Below are 17,250 nucleotides of genomic sequence, written 5' to 3'. Positions count from 1 at the left end.
CGGCGAGAACCAAACCGGGGGCCGGGGTATTCGCGCGAGGCGGCGTCCTCTGCGGACGAGTGTGGGCAGTTAGCAGCGGAGTTCCCTACCATGAAAACTATGACTCGTAGTAGTGATTTGTTCTCACAAGCTCGTGAATTAATCCCGGGTGGTGTGAATTCCCCCGTGCGCGCATTCGGTTCGGTGGGGGGCACCCCGCTGTTCATTGACTCCGCGAAGGGCAGCCACCTGTGCGATGTCGACGGAAACGAGTACGTGGATCTAGTGTCATCCTGGGGCCCGATGCTGCACGGCAACGCCCATCCCGCGATTGTGGAGAAAGTCCAGGAAGCAGCGACGAAGGGCCTGTCGTTCGGCGCTCCCACTGCTGCGGAAAACAGCCTGGCCAAGGAGATTATTGGCCGCACCGCGGTGGACGAAGTGCGCATGGTCAACTCCGGAACCGAGGCCACCATGTCCGCGGTCCGGTTGGCGCGCGGTTTCACCGGACGGTCGACGGTCGTGAAGTTCGCGGGGTGCTACCACGGGCACGTCGATTCCCTCCTGGTCTCGGCGGGCAGTGGCGTGGCGACCTTCGGTTTGCCGGATTCACCAGGTGTGACCCAGAGCGACACGATCGTGGTTCCGTACAACGATCTCGATGCGGTTCGTGACGTGTTCGAGCAGCACCCCGACGACATCGCCTGCGTGATTGCGGAGGCCGCGGCGGGGAATATGGGCACCGTCGCACCCCACGAAGGCTTCAATGCCGGGCTCAAGGACATCACCCACGAGTATGGTGCTCTTCTTATTCTCGACGAGGTCATGACGGGTTTCCGCACCTCGCATGAGGGCTGGTACGGCGTCGACGGCGTGGCGGGCGATCTCGTCACCTTCGGCAAGGTTGTTTCGGGCGGGCTGCCGGCTGCGGCATTTGGTGGCCGACGCGACATCATGTCCTACCTTGCGCCGGAGGGGCCCGTGTACCAGGCGGGGACGCTGTCGGGGAACCCCGTGGCGATGGCCGCCGGGTTAGCATCGTTACGCCTGGCAGATGAGAAGTGCTACGAGACGATCCGCGCGAATGCCGACCGGTTGGAAAACCTGCTGCACGAGGCTCTGGAACGTGAGGGCGTTGCCCACCACATCCAGCGTGCGTCCACGTTCTTGTCAGTGCGGTTTGCCGAGGGTGAGGGGCATAATTTCGCGGATATGCAAGCCGCGGACACGTTCCGTTACGCCCCGTTCTTCCACGAGCTGTTGGACAACGGTGTGTACACGGCGCCGTCGCCGTTTGAGACCTGGTTTGTATCTACGGCGTTGACCGACGAAGATTTCTCTCGCATTGAATCTGCATTGCGTCCTGCCGCGAAGGCGGCCGCAGCGGCCACCAAGGAGGGCTAAGTACGTGTCCACGATTGTCCACCTCGTCCGTCATGGCGAGGTCTTCAACCCGGATCGCATTCTGTATGGCCGCCTACCCGGCTATCACTTGAGCGACCGTGGACGCGTGATGGCGTCGATGTGTGCTCGCGCTTTCACGAATCACGATGTGACAGTGGTGAAAGCATCGCCATTGGTGCGCGCTCAGGAAACCGCAGAACCCTTCCAGAAGGTGACCGGTGTGGACATCGCGATCGACGATGACCTCATCGAAGCCGGAAATGAGCTCGAAGGGCATCGAATTAAGGGGTGGCGCTCCCAGCTGTGGAACCCCAAACTGTGGCACCACCTGACAGAACCGATGCAGCCCAGTTGGGGCGAGCCTTACCAGGACATTTGCGACCGTATGTGGGTTGCAGTGGGGCGAGTGCGTGAAGAAGCGCGTGGTCACGAGGCTGTGCTGGTGTCTCACCAGCTTCCTATCGTCATGGTGCAGCGCGATTACGCGGGCAAGGCGTTGGCCCATAATCCGGCGGTTCGCCAGTGCTCGTTGGCCAGCGTGACCAGCCTGATTTTCGACGACGATGGTGCTGGTGCGCAGGGCGGCCCGGCACAGAAGGGCGCGTCGGGTGTGGCGTCGGATGTTCGTGCAGCGGTTACGGCCTCGAGTGTTCGTGCTCAAGTGAGCGATCTGGTCTATAGCGAGCCGGCACAAGGCGTATAAATCCGAGACGTGGCGTATAAGTTGACGATACGGGCCGGAGTCAGTGTGAGGTGGTGTGAGTGGTGAAGAAGACGACATCCGCTAGCCCAAAGGTGGCTGCGCACGGTGGCGCATCGGTGGATACATCGGCAGCGCACTGTGATCGACCGGCGCGTGCGCGTAAAGCGGCGCATCGCCATGGTCGGGCGCTGTCCGCGCGTCACTCCGTCGCGTCGGCACTTGTGGCCTGTGCCGTCGCAGCGGTCGGGGCTACCACACTGACCGCCTGCGGTTCCGACGAAACAGCTGGCAAAGACGCGGTCGCCGTCGGCGGGAATTTCAGCTTCGTCTCCCCGGGTGGACAGCTGGTCATTAAGTACGACCAGAAAGACCGCAAGCCGGTGAAAGACCTGTCCGGGCCGTCGTTAATGGAGTCGGATAGGACGATTAAGTTGTCGGATTTCGACAATCAGATCGTGGTGCTGAACGCCTGGGGCCAGTGGTGTGCCCCGTGTCGCACCGAGGTTGATGACCTGCAAGAGATCCAGGATGACCTGCAGAAAGGTCCGGGGAACGGGGCGGACGGTTCGGATGATTCCGGCACGTCGAAAGGCGGACCAGCCGGCACCGTTCTCGGGATCAACGTCCGCGATTTCAACAAGCAGGCCGCGCAGGATTTCGTCAAAGATAACGACATCACCTACCCCAGCATCTACGACCCATCCTTCAAATCTGCTATCTCTCTAGGTGGAATCCCCGCATCCGTCGTGCCGACGACGATTGTCCTCGATAAACAGCACCGACCGGCGGCGGTATTCCTTCGCGAGGTCAATGCGAAAGAAATCATGGACGTTGTGAACGACCTGGAGAAGGAATAATGATCCCCGCCCAGGTTCATACTCTCCAGGTTCACGCTGATGTCGGTGCCGCCTTTGCGGATACCGCGACGTCGGGTCCGCTCCTCCTCGCGTTGGGCGCTGCCGCGCTCGCAGGCCTCGTTTCGTTCGCGAGCCCATGCGTCATCCCGCTCGTGCCCGGCTATATTTCTTATCTCGCCGGTGTCGTCGGTGCGGAAAGCGATATCACGGCTGAGGGGACAAGAGTTCGCTCACACCGTGGTCGGGTCGCCGGGGCTGCGTTGCTGTTCGTCGCCGGTTTCACGGTGGTCTTCGTCTTAGCGACGGCGTCCATCTTCGGTGCCATCTCCGCCCTGCAGATGAACAACGAGCTGCTACAACGCGTCGGCGGCGTCGTCACCATTGTGATGGGCGTCGTGTTCCTGGGGTTCATACCGTTCCTGCAGAACGAGCGTCGCATGGCTCCGAAGCATTGGTCCACGTTGATGGGGGCTCCGCTTCTGGGCGCGGTGTTCGCCCTCGGGTGGACGCCCTGTTTGGGTCCCACCCTCGCAGGGATTATTAGCATCGCTGCCGGAACGGAGGGAACGACGGCCCTGCGCGGAGTCATCCTGATCATTTTCTACTGCTTGGGGCTGGGGCTGCCCTTCGTCGTGGTGGCATTGGGGTCCTCCAAAGCATTAGCGAGCGTATCGTGGTTGCGTCGTCACAGTCGCGGGGTTCAAATCGCCGGCGGCGTCGCCCTGATCGTCGTCGGGATTGCCCTGGTCACAGGCCAATGGGCGGTATTCGTGTCGTGGATCCGGCAATGGGCAGTGACCAGCACGGTGACCCCCATCTAGACCTCTTCACCCTTGATCTGCCGCATAGACCATAATCGGATAGCAAAAGAAAGGCAGACGATTTGGCGCGCAAACAATTCTCATCACTGTGGCGCATCCCCTGGCGCTGGCTAACCAGCATGCGGACCGCGCTGATTTTGCTATTCCTCCTAGCCCTCGGTGCAATCCCCGGGGCCATCCTCCCGCAGCGCTCCCTGAACCAAGAGAAAGTCGACACCTACATCGCCGACAACGGCAAGCTCGGGCAGATCTACGACAAGCTCCAGCTTTTCGACGTTTTCTCCTCCACGTGGTTCACCGCCATCTACGTCCTGCTGTTCATCTCGCTAGTCGGCTGCATCATCCCCCGCACATGGGAGCACTACAAAGCGATGCGCTCCCAGCCCGTGCGCGCGCCCAAGAACCTCAACCGGCTGCCCCACTACCGCGCCCGCGCCCTCCCGGCCAACGATTTTTCCGACACCGACACCTACGCGCGCGACCACATCACCCCGCTGTTCAAGAGATGGCACACGCGTGAAACGTCGGCAAGCGAGGACCGCGCCGGGCAATGGTCGTTCAGTGCGGAACGCGGATACGCCCGCGAATTCTGCAACCTCGTTTTCCACATCGGCCTCACCGTCATGCTGGTCTTCATCGCGGCCGGCCGCCTGATGTACTACGAAGGCCAGGTCATCGTGATCGCCGGCAACGAGAACTCGCAGTTCTGCAACTCAGCCGTCGCTAATTTTGACTCTTTCCGACACGGGGCTCTTGTCGACGGGACGCGCCTGTCTCCGTACTGCCTGCAGATCGAGGACTTCAAAGCGGACTACTTGTCCAACGGGCAGGCGAAGATGTTCACGTCCGACATTCGGTACGCGACGAAGGACGACGTCGATAAGCCCGCGTCAGAGTGGACAAAGTACACGCTGAAGGTCAACCACCCGCTGCGGATCGCGGGCGACCGCGTGTACCTGCAGGGGCATGGTTATGCGCCGTCGTTCACGGTCAAGTGGCCCGACGGGGAGACGCGCACGGGAGAGATCCAGTGGCAGCCGACCGACATGACGAACTTCCTGTCGGCCGGGGCGATGCGGTTCGACCCGCCCGCCGGGATGTACCCTGACCTGCAAGAACGACGGAAAAACCAGTTGGCGATCCAGGGCATGTACGCGCCGACGGCCGTGTTTACCGGCGAGAACAACAATGTGCTGTCTGCGTCGCGGTTCCCCACTCAGGACGATGAGGCCGTTGCTATCGACGTGTTCCGCGGCGATGCCGGGCTGGACACTGGCGTGGGCCAGAGCATTTTCACCCTGGACACGAGCCTGATCCACCAGGGGCTGTTGTCGAAAATCGACCGCGTGAATCTGCCGAAGGGTGAGAAAACCACCCTTAACGACGGGACGGAAATCACGTTCAACGGCGCGAAGCCTTTCGTGAACCTGCAGGTCAGCCACGATCCGACGCAGGGTTACCTGTTGGGGATCACGCTCATCATGCTTGCTGGGTTGGTGGGATCCGTGTCGATTAAGCGGCGACGCATGTGGGTGCGCGTGACCCCGCAAGACGACGGCACCGCACTTGTCGAGACCGCTGGGCTCGCACGCACCGATAGGGCCGGCTGGGGCCGCGAGTTCAACAAGTACGCGCGGGCAATCCTGCAGGAACCGGACGACGACGATGAATATGACGACGACGAGGATTGATGGCGATTGATGACGTCGGCAGTGATGTAGAAGTCGGACGCAGCGTCGCTGTTGGTAGTGACGAGTAGTGGCGCACGGCCTGGGAGTATGGGGTGTTTATTGCTCCAAAGTGTGACGTGGAATAGCCTGGGCACAGATCAAGAGGAGAACTATGCCGGTTAATAAGACTCTCGCCTCGTTTTCGGACTTTTCGTTCAAAGTGGCGTTCGCCGTGTACGTCATTGGGCTGATCGTGATGTTGGCTTATTACGTGCGCGAGCGGATGCTTCAAGAGGCATACGAGGACGCCAGTCGTCGTGAGGAAAGCCAGTCCGGAGGCCAAGGAGCCCAGACCGCCTCGGACAAAGAGCTGGTCGGAGCTAGCGCGACGAAATCTGGCGTTGCGTCGGAGGCGTCGGAATCCGGTGTCGCGTCGGTAAGCGTGGGTGCAGGTACTGGTGCAGATGATGGTGCCTCCACAGCCTCTGCTGATCCGTCGAGTCGCGGAGGTTCTCGGGCCCGCTCATTGTGGGGACGCGTTGCCCACGACCGTCCGGTAATGAGCCAAGCTGAGCTCGACGCTCGCCAAGACAGCGTGGACCGCTTGGGTACGTTCGGCCAGGGCGTCGTTTTCCTCGGACTGCTGTTCCACGCGGCGTGCGTCATTCTGCGTGGGCTGTCGGCGCACCGTTTCCCCTGGGGCAATCTGTACGAATATGTCGCCCTGGTGTCGCTGGTCGCGATGATCGTCGCCACGGTGGTCCTGACCAAGCGCAAAAACCGCATCATGTGGCCCTGGGTGCTGACTCCCGTGGTCGCGCTGCTGTTCTACGGCGGGATGAAACTGTACGCTGCGTCGGCACCGGTGGTACCCGCGCTGCAGTCATACTGGTTCCCCATTCACGTATCGACGGTGTCCATCGGTGCTGGTTTCGGGCTGATATCCGGAATGTGTAGCTTGGCGTACATCGTGAGAATGTTTCAGCCGGTGGGGGAAGAGCACGGCATCGTCGGGAAGATCGCGGGGCCGCTGCCGAGCGCTAAGCGGCTCGACCGGCTGGCATACCGCACCGCTGTCGTGGCGTTTCCGATTTTCGGGCTCGGCGTGATTTTTGGCGCGATCTGGGCCGAATCGGCGTGGGGGCGGTTCTGGAACTGGGACCCCAAGGAGACCATGTCGTTCGTCACGTGGATCCTCTACGCAGCTTACCTACACGCCCGAGCCACGACGGGGTGGAAAGACCAGCGAGCAGCATGGATCAACGTGGTTGCTTTCGGGATCATGGTGTTCAACCTGTTCTTCATCAACCTCGTGGTGTCGGGGCTGCACTCGTACGCCGGGTTGAATTAAAACTGCCCGGGATTGAGAACCGCGGATTTATTTAGGAGGTCCCCAGCCGAATATGCCGGGCTTACATACGTCCGGGAGGGCAGGTGGCTTGGTGTGAACTAAAAGTGTGGGGGGGATATGGTCAATTTTCGGCCATTTTTCGCCCATATACCCCCGCAAAATTCGAGGAATCGGCCGACGTAAGCGTCGCCAGGAATTAGTTATCCTCATTTTCCGCGGACTGTGTGCCCCAAACGAACCTTGTGCGCCAAACGGATCTGGGAGCCAAACGGACTCTGGATTCCAAACGGCTCCCGGGCCTCCAAACAGTCCGGCGCACGAATCAACACCTTCGTTTATTTCCAGCAGGTTAAATCACGGGCGAGGCTTTGGAAAAGGGACCGACCGCCTAATAATCTCATTGGGGATAAAAGGTCACATGAAGAGGAAGATCCCTAATGCCCAAGTCGGTCCCACCTGAGCAGCCAGCGAACGAACCCCCTATGGAGGGATCGGCGGCACATAGTTCCCGCCCGGCCAACACAGCTCAATCATCTGCGACAACGGGTGTGTCGCACAGCGAAACCAACGGGACCAAGGGGACCGACGCGGCCAAGGAGACCAACAAAACCGACAAAGCAGTGGCCAACAAGACCAGCACCTCAGAGGACACCACCGCCCAGCCCAAAAAGTCCCTCGGCCAGCGCATCCGGGGCAACCTTTTGTGGCAGATCATCATCGCCATCATCGCGGGCATCGTCTGTTCGCTGTTCTTCCCGGATTGGCTCGCCCGCGTGTTCGTCACGTACAACAGCCTGTTTAGCAACTTCCTGAGCTTTTTCATCCCGGTGCTCATCTTCGCCCTGATTACGCCGGCAATCTCCGGCCTGGGCCGTGGCGCCGGCAAATGGTTAGCAATCACAACGGGCGTCGCGTACGGCTCGACCATCTTCTCGGGCCTGATCGCCTTTGGTACGGCGTCGATAGTGTATCCCTGGTTGCTCAAGGGCGATGACCTTTTCAAGGCAAAAACTGTCGGCGACGGCGCGCTCAAGCCGTTCTTCGAAGTTGAGATGAAGCCGCCGTTCGAGGTGATGACGGGCCTGCTGCTGGCGTTCACCATCGGCGTCGCCATGACGGCGGTGAAGAGCGACACGCTGTACGCGGGCGCGAAGGACCTCGAGCGCGTTATCATGCGCGTGATCAGCAAGTTCGTGATCCCGCTCCTGCCTCCGTTCATTTTCGGCATGTTCTTGTCGATGGGCATGAACGGCAATTTAACGAACACCCTGGTGTCGTTCGCGAAGGTCATCGTGCTGGCCATCCTCATGACGGTCATCCTGCTGGTGCTGCAGTTTTCGGTGACCGGGGGGATCGCGAAAGTCAACCCGTGGCGCGCGTTCAAGAACATGGTCCCGGCGTACCTCACCGCGCTCGGGACGTCCTCGTCGGCCGCGACCATCCCGGTCACGTACGAGTGCTCGAAAAAGAATGGGGTCGATCCGACGGTCGCCGGTTTCACGGTGCCGTTGTGCGCGACGATTCACCTGGCCGGGTCGATGATGAAGATTTCGCTGTTCGCGTTCGCGATTGTGCAGATGGCGGACATCGACACGACGCCGGCGAAGATGATCGGCTTCGTACTGATGCTGGGCATCACGATGATCGCCGCGCCGGGCGTGCCGGGTGGTGCGATTATGGCGGCGTCGGGGTTGCTCTCGTCGATGCTGGGCTTTTCAGATTCCGAGGTTGCGATCATGATCGCGGCGTATATCGCGATCGACTCGTTTGGCACGGCGTGCAACGTTACTGGCGACGGTGCCATCGCTCTGATTATCAACCGCATGGTGGGGGATAAGGGCATTAGCCGCAAGGAGCTCGAGGACACGCCGACGTATGAGGACGCGATTGCGGAAGCGGAGGCCCGCGAAGCTGCGATGCAGTAGGCGCGCCGGCCGCTGAGGTACGGTGTGTGCTATGCGCACTGTCTTGGTTACCGGCGGAGCTGGCTTCATCGGCTCGAATTTCGTTCATTACACCCGGGCGCACTATCCCGACGTGAAAGTCGTCGTCCTCGACGCGTTGACCTACGCCGGTAATCCGGAGAGCTTAAAGCCCGACGCCACAGACTCCACCGACCTCTGCGAACTGGTCGTCGGCGACGTGTGCGACCAGCCTCTCGTCGACAAGCTGGTGAAGTCGGCCGATCAAGTTGTGCATTTCGCCGCGGAGAGCCACAACGATAACTCTCTGCGGGATCCGGCGCCGTTCCTCAAAACCAATATCGAGGGCACGGTGACGGTGGCGTCGGCGTGCGTGAAGTACGACGTTCCGCTGCATCACATCTCGACGGACGAGGTGTTCGGGGATCTGCCGATCGGTTCGGATGAGCGCTTCACGGAGAGCTCGCCGTATCACCCGTCGTCGCCGTATTCGGCGTCGAAGGCCTCGGCGGATCATATGGTTCGCGCGTGGGTGCGCAGTTTCGGGTTGAAGGCCACGATCTCGAATTGTTCGAATAACTACGGGCCCCGGCAGCACCCGGAGAAACTCATTCCGCGGCAGATCATCGGGCTCATCGGTGGGCGGCGGCCGCGCGTGTATGGCACGGGCGAGAATGTGCGCGATTGGATCCATGTGGACGATCACAACAGTGCCGTGTGGACCATTATCGACGCTGCCCGCCGCGATCCGGCGCTGTACGGCCGCACGTTCCTCATCGGCGCTGATGGGGAGCGGTCCAACTTGGAGATCGTGGGGGATCTCCTCGAGGCATTCGGCCGGCCGTGCGATGATTTCGTGCATGTCACGGATCGGCCGGGGCATGACCGTCGGTACGCGATCGACCCGACGCGGCTCCGCACCGAGCTGGGGTGGGAGCCTATTCATTCTCTTGCCGACGGTCTGCGCGAGACGATTGAGTGGTATCGGAGCAATCGCACGTGGTGGGAGGTTGCGGCCAAGGCTGCTGAGGAAAAGTATGCGCTCACCGAGAGGGAGATCGGGTAGGCCGGTTGCGACCAGGTATTTCGTGGCACCTTGTCCTGTGCGGGGAGCACGAGGGTAATTAACAACCCTAATTAGGGTGATATTGTGTTAATACTTTGTTTTCTTCGTTTAGATAGCCCATCGTTCGTGCAAAAAGTATTAATACCATTCTTGTGAGGGGCAAGGAGTTCAAAGGTCACCGCAAAATCGAGTCTTTTAAAAATGAGGTGAGCATAGTGCAATCTCATTTTTTGAAGGGCCTTTTGTGCTCTTTAAACAGCTTTGTGGAAGATCCGTGCTCAGCCTCCTCAGTAGCGTATTTGTACTTGTTCTAGTGAGTTAACCACTTAATGAGTTTATTTTTGGCAGTTCGGATTCGAACAAGGACTGCTGTCCACCGCCCGTATTTAATGGGAATTATGGAGCGTGATGAATAAACTATCGTTTAAATCAACTTTATCGCTCCTCTTTTTAGCGGCATTAATCTCTGGGATAGGGGACGGGCTGATTCCTATTGCTTTTGCGCTTCAGGCCCACCGGGTAGATTCTTCCGGGCGAGGCCTGACGATGGTGCTCATCGCTTTATGGTCAGGCCGATTTATCAGTTCCGTGGTCGTGCGCAAACTGCCGCCGCCAAATCGCCCCGTGGGCTGGATGTTAAGTAGCGATTTTGTTCGCTTGCTGGCTCAGTGGGGATTAGTTGCCTGGGTGCTCGTCCAGGGGGACTCCATTGCTTCGTTCGCGGTATCAAGTTTCGTGTACGGATGCGCCTCATCGTTTTTCACACCGGCTCGCTTCGGTTTGCTGGCACTGCTGTTCACCGATTCGCAGCGCACGCGGGTTAACGGGACCTTGTCGATCCTCGGCGATGTTTTATATATTGCCGGCCCACTGATCGGTACCGCAGCGGTGATCACATTGGGTTTCCGTGCTGTATTACTTATCGACGGGGCTACGTTTCTGATAGCAATGCTGTTCGTATTGCCATTCTTTGGGGTGCGCAGAAAATCGGTAACCGACGATGCTCCCGAAAGTCATGAAACCGAGGAACGTACACCCTCTGATAACGCTGATGACGTGGACAATGCTGATGACGTTGATAACGCCGACCACGCCGCTCAGGTCGACTCACCAAGTACCGACGCAGCCTCTGTCCACACCAATATAAACAGCGCCAAGAACGCTTCCCCGGTGTTGCCGCGCTGGGTGCAGGTGGGACTCGGCACATGGTTGGTGGCCTCCCTTGTCAACGGTTTCCTCGGAAGCGCCGGCCCAACATGGATCATGAACTCGTTCGACGAGAAGACGTGGGGCTTCATGGCGACCGCCCTGGCAATTGGTTCACTACTGGGCTCAGCCGCCACGATTTTAAGGAAACTGGATCGCGTCCGTTTCACAACCTTGCAATTCCTGATGCTGCTGTTCTTGGCAGGGCAGTTATTGGCGCTGGCGTTCTCTCCGGTATTTGTCGTCATTGCTGTGGTCGGTGCAGTCGCGTCCTTGCTCATGACGTCTGCAGGCGTCTCCTGGGACTCGTTGGGACAGTCCTTAGGAAAAGACGAACTCGTGCATCAGTTTGCCACCAAGGACCAGCTGGTTTTCACTGCTGGAACCCCGCTGGGCATGCTTCTGTTCGCCGCGCTCTCCTGTCATCCGCACATTTCCGCCGTGATCCTGTCCGTCCTGTTGGTGGCCGCAGTAGTTGTCAGTTGCTTGCCGATTGCCCGCTCACCGCGCGTCGCTGACACGACTGAAAATCCATCTGCACTGGGCACATAAAAAGCCACCGCCCACACCCCACCCCGCCCCTCGTCGGTACGCCACTAGGCTGATGACCATGACGTCCCGACTCGAAGTCCATGAACCCGACCAGCACGCAACCTACGTCGACACCCCAATCCCGGGAGTGTTTATCTTCTATCCCACTGTTCATGCTGATCAGAGGGGTAGTTTTCACGAGTGGTACAAGGCGGACGCCTTCGCCGAGGCTTTGGGCTACCCATTTTTCCCCGAGCAAGCGAACATGAGTGTGTCCGCCCGCGGCGTGGTCCGGGGGATCCACTTGGCCGAGGTCCCCCCGGGGCAGGCGAAGATGGTGACGTGCCCTGCCGGCGCCCTCAGCGACATCATCGTTGACCTGCGCAAGGGCTCCACCACTTATGGCAAGCACATCGTCGTCCCGCTCAACCAGGACAATCACGCCGTGGTGTATCTCCCCGTGGGCATCGGGCACGGGTTTGTCGCACATCAGGACAACACGGTCGCCACCTATCTGACCAGCACCGCGTACGATCCGTCGCGCGAGTTCGGGGTGCGGATAACGGATCCCGCCCTTGGCATTGATTGCCAGTCGCTTCTCAACTCCGACGAGTCCTCAGATCAGCACTCTGCCACAGTCGACCCGATTTTTTCAGAGAAGGACCGCGTCGCTCCTCTTCTCGCCGACGTTGACGACCGGCTTCCCACCTGGGAGGACTGTAAACATTTCGAGGACGAATTACGCAACGGGTGGGCGTTGGCAAACAGCGAAGCCGGCGTCGACACGGAGTAAACGACGATTAATTGCCGACGGGACCTGCGCGACGAACCTCGCCGGAACGAGTCCAGTTGACCCCGCGCCGGGCTGAACCGCTAATCTGGCATACGTGAATGAGGACACGACGCAGCCAACCGAGAAACCGACCCGCCCGTGGGAGGACATTCTGCTGTATGGGCTGGCCCGGCTGTTATTGTTCTTGGTCTTGACCGTGGTGATCGCGTATGGCGCTTACCTCGTGGGTGCGCCCATGCCGCTCATGATTAGCGCCCTTCTGGCTTTGATTGTGGCGCTGCCACTGTCCATGTTCTTGTTCAAAGGCCTGCGTAGGCGTGTCACAACGGAGATGGCCTCGTGGAATGAGCAGCGCCGCGCCCACAAGGAATACATCAAGAACCAGCTCGAAGACCGGGAATAGGGAATAGCGCACCTACCCCAACCAGAGCGCGAGCGTGGTAACAAGAGCCCACACGACCATGGCCCGCCCAGTCATCCCGAGGACGGGAATAAGATCCTTCCCCTCGGCGCGGGAAACGATCGGTCGTGCAGCCAGCCCCAAAACCGGCGCTGCTAGCAGCCCAATCAGGGCCCAGGGCGTAGCAATAAAGGCCAGCAGTATCGACGCCACAACAGGCATGGCCGCAAGGACGCACCACAGCGTTCGGCTTCCTCGATCCCCCAGCCGCACCGCGAGGGTGATTTTTCCCGTGGCTGCGTCGCTAGGTATGTCGCGCAAATTATTCGCCAGGTTCACCGCCGCCGAGACCGAGCCAATCGCGACCGCGATTGCCACCCCCGCCCAGTTCACGTGATCGGCCTGTGTGTATTGCGTACCCAGCACGGCAACCAGCCCGAAGAACACAAAGACGGCTACTTCGCCCAATCCGCGGTACCCGTAGGGGTGCTTGCCGCCGGTGTAGAACCATGCGGCCACGACGCAGGCAGCGCCCACCAGGATCAGCCACCAGTGCCCACTGATCGCGCACAAAATCAGGCCAGCCAGCGCCGCCACGCCGAACGCCACAAACGCCGCGTGCTTGACGCCATAGGGCTGCACCAGCCCCGATGCGGTCAACCGGAACGGCCCGGAGCGGTCGTCGTCGGTACCCCGGATCCCGTCCGAGTAGTCATTGGCATAATTCACCCCAATAACCAGGAACCATCCGACGATCGCCGCAAGGATCGCTCGTATTATCGACGCTTGCCCCGTGAGCGCCGCGGCTCCCGTACCTGCGATGACGGGGGCAAAGCCGTTGGCCCAGGTGTGCGGGCGGGCGGCCTCGAGCCAATCGTGGGCGGTTACAGTGCGTGGAGATGTGCGTCGTGACGACGTCTGAGCGTCGAACTCGGAGCTGTTGTCGGAGGACGATGAGTCCGGTGTGCTGGGCTGGTCGGGAGTGTGGGACATGGTTCTATTGTGACGTATCGCGGGCTTGAGGAGGAGAGCCGGGTAGGCTCGTGTGTCGGGAATTTTTCGTTTCATTCCATCACGGAAGGATTATGCGTGCAGCAGGTCAGTTATTTTTTAGGCCAAGTGGTCAGTTTTTTCCTGACGCTCGCCCGGCTGATTCCGCTGCGCGTCCACAATGAGTTCGACGGTAAGCCGATTCCGCAGTCCGGCCCGGTGACCATTTCCGTGACGACGCATGGCCCGCGGGTGAACAAGGTGTGGTACACCCTGGAGTCGCTGGCTCGGGGGACAGTGTCGGCGCCCATTGTGTTGTGGCTTGATAAGGAAGACTACGAGCGACCCCTGCCGGAGCGGCTTCAACGACTGGTGGACCGCGGCCTGCAAATCCGCTGTTCAGACGGAAGTTTTGGGCCGCACACGAAGTATTGGCCGCTCTTCCGCGAGCGTGTCGCGTCGGCACGCGATTCGGAAATACCGGATCTGGCCAGTGAGGATTTACTGTCGCTTCGGGTCGCGACGGCCGATGACGACATCATTTACCCGGAATGGTGGCTGGAGCGGTTGCTGGAGTGTGCGGAGGTGAGCCCGCATGACGTGATCGCTTACCGGGCCCACCGGGTCTGTGTGAAGAAGGGGGCCCTGGCTCCGTATGCCCGCTGGCCTGCGGTGAAGTCGTGCCGGGCGTCGATTGCGAATATGGCGACGGGCGTGTCCGGGGTGCTCTACCCGCTGCCGTTTATGGCGTTCGTGGTGGATCAGGGCGATTCTTTCCGACGCCTCGCGCCGAAGGCTGACGACATTTGGCTGCATGCGTGCGCAGTGCGGTCGGGCACCAAGGTGAGGCAAGTTTTCGGCCAGCAGCGGAATTTCGCGGTTGTCCCGACGACGCAGTTCAACGCGGCTCTGGTTGTTCGCAATGTGTGGATGGGCGGCAATGATGTGCAGGCCAGCCGTGTGTACACCGGCGACGACATCGCGGCGCTGAAACAGGCTAGCGCGTTGTAACGCGTTACTGTCGCGTGGCGCTCAGTGGTATTGCGCGGCGGTGAGTATGTGCCGCAGTGCGTGGCGGTCCGTTTTCCCTGGTCCACGCAGTGGAATCTGCCCAACAATCGCGATTGAGGTTGGTAGGGCGTATGAGGGGAGGTCGAGGTGCTCGCGAATGTGTCGCGTCTCTTCGCGGTCGAGGAAGTACGGCGTGTTCTCCCGTGGTTGTTCGATTACTAAACACACGCTTTCGCCCCATTCCGCCGAGGGAATGCCCAGCACAGCGCAGTCAGCGTAACCCGCCCGCCGAGCTGCGGATTCAACGATCTCTGGCAGGACTTTCAGCCCTCCCGTATTGATGGCTTGGTCGTACCGGCCCAGAATCTCTAGCTTTCCATTGCGTATCGTCCCGATGTCATCCGTCACAAACCACCCATCGACGAACGGATTGGAGTTCCCCACGTGCTCCCCGGACGATGCAGCCTGAGCCGACGATCCGAAAAGGTCGTCGGCGTTGCGATACCCCGTGGCCAGTGTCGGTCCGCCGAGAAGCACCCGTCCCTCGTCGCCAGTCCCAAGAGGCTGGATCTTTACCGACGTACCCGGCAGAGGCGTCCCGTCGTACACCATCCCACCAGCGGTTTCCGAGGATCCGTAGGTGGTGACTATCGTCCACCCCACATCCGCGCACTTTTTCCGCAGCGCAGGACTCAGGGGTGCTCCGCCGACGAGGATGCCGTCCAGAATTCCGACCGCCCCAATAATCGTCGCCGGGGAGTAGCCGCCCGTACTATCAGCGTTGCCCGTTCCGCCCTCGCTGCCTTCAGCCTCGAGCGCCTGGATTAACCGTCTGACCTGCGTCGGGACCAGAGAACAGTATCGTCGTGGTCCGGTCATGCGGTGGATCGCGTTGACGAAAGCACTCGGCGTAAACGGTTGGGTCACGTCCACAAGTACCGGTTCGTAGCCCGCCGCTAGTGACCGTAGGAGGACTTGTAGTCCGGCGACGTGGTCGGGTGGTAGGGCGAGTAGCCATTGGCCGGGTCCACCGAGGATTTTTTCGGTTGCCGACGCCGACGCAGCAAGGGCAGTTGCGCTGAGTTGGGCTCCTTTGGGAACACCGGTCGATCCTGAGGTGGACAGAATGAATGCGATGGTGGCGTCGATGGGTTCACCGGCCCGCATGACCTCGCGCAGGAGCGTCGCCCGGTCAGGGTCCTTAGCAGGGAGAGGCAGCAGCGAAGCCTCACCGCGTAAAGCTTGCTCTAGCTGCGGATATAGGCCGACAACTGTGGTATTTGCTGGAATGGGAAGTGGTACCAGTGGCCGTGTGTTCACGGTGAGGCAGTGTAGTGAGGGGCAAGAGAAAACCCAGCCACCGGGGTGAGCCAGTGGCTGGGCGAAGTGTTAGTCGGCGATGAAGCCGAGGCTATCAAGCGTGACGAAGATGGTGTGAATCTCTTCGCGTGATGCTTTACGCTGATGAACAGCGTAGAAAGCTTGTGCCGCGTCTGCAGCCGTTGATGGAATGTGCCCTTCGGTGACGAGGAGATTAACTACGTCGGCAGTCTTCGTCTTAGTAACGGGCTCAGCAAGTGCAACCGCTGAACGGCCGTCATGCTCTGAATGTACACGGCCAACGACGTCCACAGGGGTGAATTGTTGGTCGCTGATGCGAAGCCAGTTGATGAAACGCATGATGCTGCTTGCCATTTTCTTCCCCTCCTTTATGAGGTCGTATGCGGGTTCTTAAAAGTGTCGTACTCGAGCCTCTTTATCCGGCGTTACCGGCCCAAACGCTGCTTGGTAGTGTCCGCCGAAACCGTTGCTTGAAGGTATCAAGTGAAGCTGTCAGCTAAGACTTCCGGTTGGAACCGTCGGGTGAAGGTGCCCTACGTTTAAAATTAGATAAAGTGCACTCTAGATGAAATTGTTGGTGTAGTCAAGCATTGACTACACCCTCAAATTTCCTAGGAAGACCCTGTCACTGTAATAGGTAAAACGACCTCTGAGCGTATCAATCCGTAGATACGCGTCATGACGTGAATGTACTGCCCCTCGCGTCGCCGGTGGGTGCGATTCAGGCGGTACGTTCTAGACGATGTGGCCTACGCATCGGCGACGTCAAAACCGCCATCACGAAGTTTTGCTCTCACGCGGGCAAGATCGTCCTCCGTCGGCGTTTGGGACATTGTCGTCTCAATATACCGTTGAATTTCCTGCTCGGTGATGGGTTCTCCCTGGTTACGGTGGGAATCTTGCTTAGCGACGATGGTTGCAGCTATGCGGTCGATGTCCTCTTCTCTCAGGTCTTGTCTGAGAACATACATGATTGCCCCGGCGTCGCCATCGGGTACAGCCGCTGGATAACCAATTCGTAACCATTCAATGAAACGTAGTAACCAGTTTTTATGTTCCAGCTCGCGTTGTTCGTCGATGGCCCGTTGAGTTGCTTCTGAAAAAGTCCCAGTTGTAGCTGGTTCTTTGTTGGTGGTGCCTGGGTTGGTGGTGGATCTTCGGTTCGGGGTGGATTCTGAGGTGGGGTGTGAACCAGTGCTCATCTC

Annotated in this window: 16 protein-coding genes; 12 read left to right on the top strand and 4 right to left on the bottom strand. The window is 59.8% G+C overall.

The window, feature by feature from the left end; translation table 11 throughout:
- Positions 1-90: 90 nt before the first annotated feature.
- The 11 genes from hemL to ACWORE_RS08345 all read left to right on the top strand — a co-directional run bounded on the left by hemL (position 91) and on the right by ACWORE_RS08345 (position 12,706).
- Complete coding sequence (gene hemL / locus ACWORE_RS08395) at positions 91-1,383, top strand: glutamate-1-semialdehyde 2,1-aminomutase (RefSeq protein ID WP_455303572.1); 1,293 nt, start codon at positions 91-93, stop codon at positions 1,381-1,383.
- A gap of 4 nt (positions 1,384-1,387) precedes the next feature.
- The gene (locus ACWORE_RS08390) at positions 1,388-2,086 is read left to right on the top strand and encodes a histidine phosphatase family protein (protein ID WP_455303511.1); all 699 of its coding nucleotides are present in this window, start codon (positions 1,388-1,390) and stop codon (positions 2,084-2,086) included.
- Positions 2,087-2,274: 188 nt separating this feature from the next.
- Positions 2,275-2,943, top strand: coding sequence for a TlpA disulfide reductase family protein (locus ACWORE_RS08385; RefSeq protein WP_448234997.1), 669 nt, complete (start codon positions 2,275-2,277; stop codon positions 2,941-2,943).
- Complete coding sequence (locus tag ACWORE_RS08380) at positions 2,943-3,764, top strand: cytochrome c biogenesis CcdA family protein (protein WP_406605158.1); 822 nt, start codon at positions 2,943-2,945, stop codon at positions 3,762-3,764. The genes ACWORE_RS08385 and ACWORE_RS08380 overlap by 1 nt, the downstream gene beginning before the upstream one ends.
- Before the next feature lie 119 nt (positions 3,765-3,883).
- Positions 3,884-5,455: a cytochrome c biogenesis protein ResB gene (locus ACWORE_RS08375; RefSeq protein WP_455303571.1), complete on the top strand. Its 1,572-nt coding sequence runs from the start codon at positions 3,884-3,886 to the stop codon at positions 5,453-5,455.
- Positions 5,456-5,606: 151 nt separating this feature from the next.
- Positions 5,607-6,785 (top strand): c-type cytochrome biogenesis protein CcsB, encoded by a 1,179-nt coding sequence (ccsB, locus tag ACWORE_RS08370; protein ID WP_455303510.1) that lies wholly within the window; start codon positions 5,607-5,609, stop codon positions 6,783-6,785.
- A 437-nt stretch (positions 6,786-7,222) separates the two neighbouring features.
- Positions 7,223-8,710 (top strand): dicarboxylate/amino acid:cation symporter, encoded by a 1,488-nt coding sequence (locus ACWORE_RS08365; RefSeq protein WP_455303509.1) that lies wholly within the window; start codon positions 7,223-7,225, stop codon positions 8,708-8,710.
- 31 nt (positions 8,711-8,741) lie between these two features.
- Entirely contained in the window at positions 8,742-9,773 is a 1,032-nt protein-coding gene (gene rfbB / locus ACWORE_RS08360) for a dTDP-glucose 4,6-dehydratase (RefSeq protein ID WP_455303508.1), read from the top strand.
- A gap of 408 nt (positions 9,774-10,181) precedes the next feature.
- Positions 10,182-11,531, top strand: coding sequence for an MFS transporter (locus tag ACWORE_RS08355; protein WP_455303570.1), 1,350 nt, complete (start codon positions 10,182-10,184; stop codon positions 11,529-11,531).
- Positions 11,532-11,589: 58 nt separating this feature from the next.
- Positions 11,590-12,303 carry a dTDP-4-dehydrorhamnose 3,5-epimerase family protein gene (locus ACWORE_RS08350; protein WP_296137674.1) on the top strand — a complete coding sequence of 238 codons (714 nt, stop codon included), beginning with the start codon at positions 11,590-11,592 and terminating at the stop codon, positions 12,301-12,303.
- A gap of 94 nt (positions 12,304-12,397) precedes the next feature.
- A complete protein-coding gene (locus ACWORE_RS08345) occupies positions 12,398-12,706 on the top strand; it encodes a DUF4229 domain-containing protein (RefSeq protein WP_296137677.1) in 309 nt (102 codons plus the stop codon).
- A gap of 12 nt (positions 12,707-12,718) precedes the next feature.
- Here ACWORE_RS08345 and ACWORE_RS08340 read toward each other — a convergent pair whose 3' ends face one another.
- Complete coding sequence (locus tag ACWORE_RS08340) at positions 12,719-13,696, bottom strand: 1,4-dihydroxy-2-naphthoate polyprenyltransferase (RefSeq protein WP_455303507.1); 978 nt, start codon at positions 13,694-13,696, stop codon at positions 12,719-12,721.
- Positions 13,697-13,792: 96 nt separating this feature from the next.
- On the opposite strand from ACWORE_RS08340, the gene ACWORE_RS08335 reads away from it, so the two are divergent.
- The gene (locus ACWORE_RS08335) at positions 13,793-14,704 is read left to right on the top strand and encodes a glycosyltransferase (RefSeq protein ID WP_455303506.1); all 912 of its coding nucleotides are present in this window, start codon (positions 13,793-13,795) and stop codon (positions 14,702-14,704) included.
- A gap of 21 nt (positions 14,705-14,725) precedes the next feature.
- Here ACWORE_RS08335 and ACWORE_RS08330 read toward each other — a convergent pair whose 3' ends face one another.
- From ACWORE_RS08330 to ACWORE_RS08320, 3 genes are all read right to left on the bottom strand, one after another.
- A complete protein-coding gene (locus ACWORE_RS08330; protein WP_455303505.1) occupies positions 14,726-16,024 on the bottom strand; it encodes an AMP-binding protein in 1,299 nt (432 codons plus the stop codon).
- Positions 16,025-16,093: 69 nt separating this feature from the next.
- Positions 16,094-16,399, bottom strand: coding sequence for a hypothetical protein (locus ACWORE_RS08325; protein WP_296106797.1), 306 nt, complete (start codon positions 16,397-16,399; stop codon positions 16,094-16,096).
- A gap of 395 nt (positions 16,400-16,794) precedes the next feature.
- Entirely contained in the window at positions 16,795-17,247 is a 453-nt protein-coding gene (locus ACWORE_RS08320; protein WP_296137685.1) for a DUF3349 domain-containing protein, read from the bottom strand.
- Between the last annotated feature and the right edge of the window lie 3 nt (positions 17,248-17,250).

The organism is Corynebacterium sp. c7Ub_26 (genome assembly GCF_053760365.1).
The sequence above is the reverse complement of the archived record's forward strand: the minus strand, read 5'-3'. Positions and strand labels throughout refer to the sequence as shown.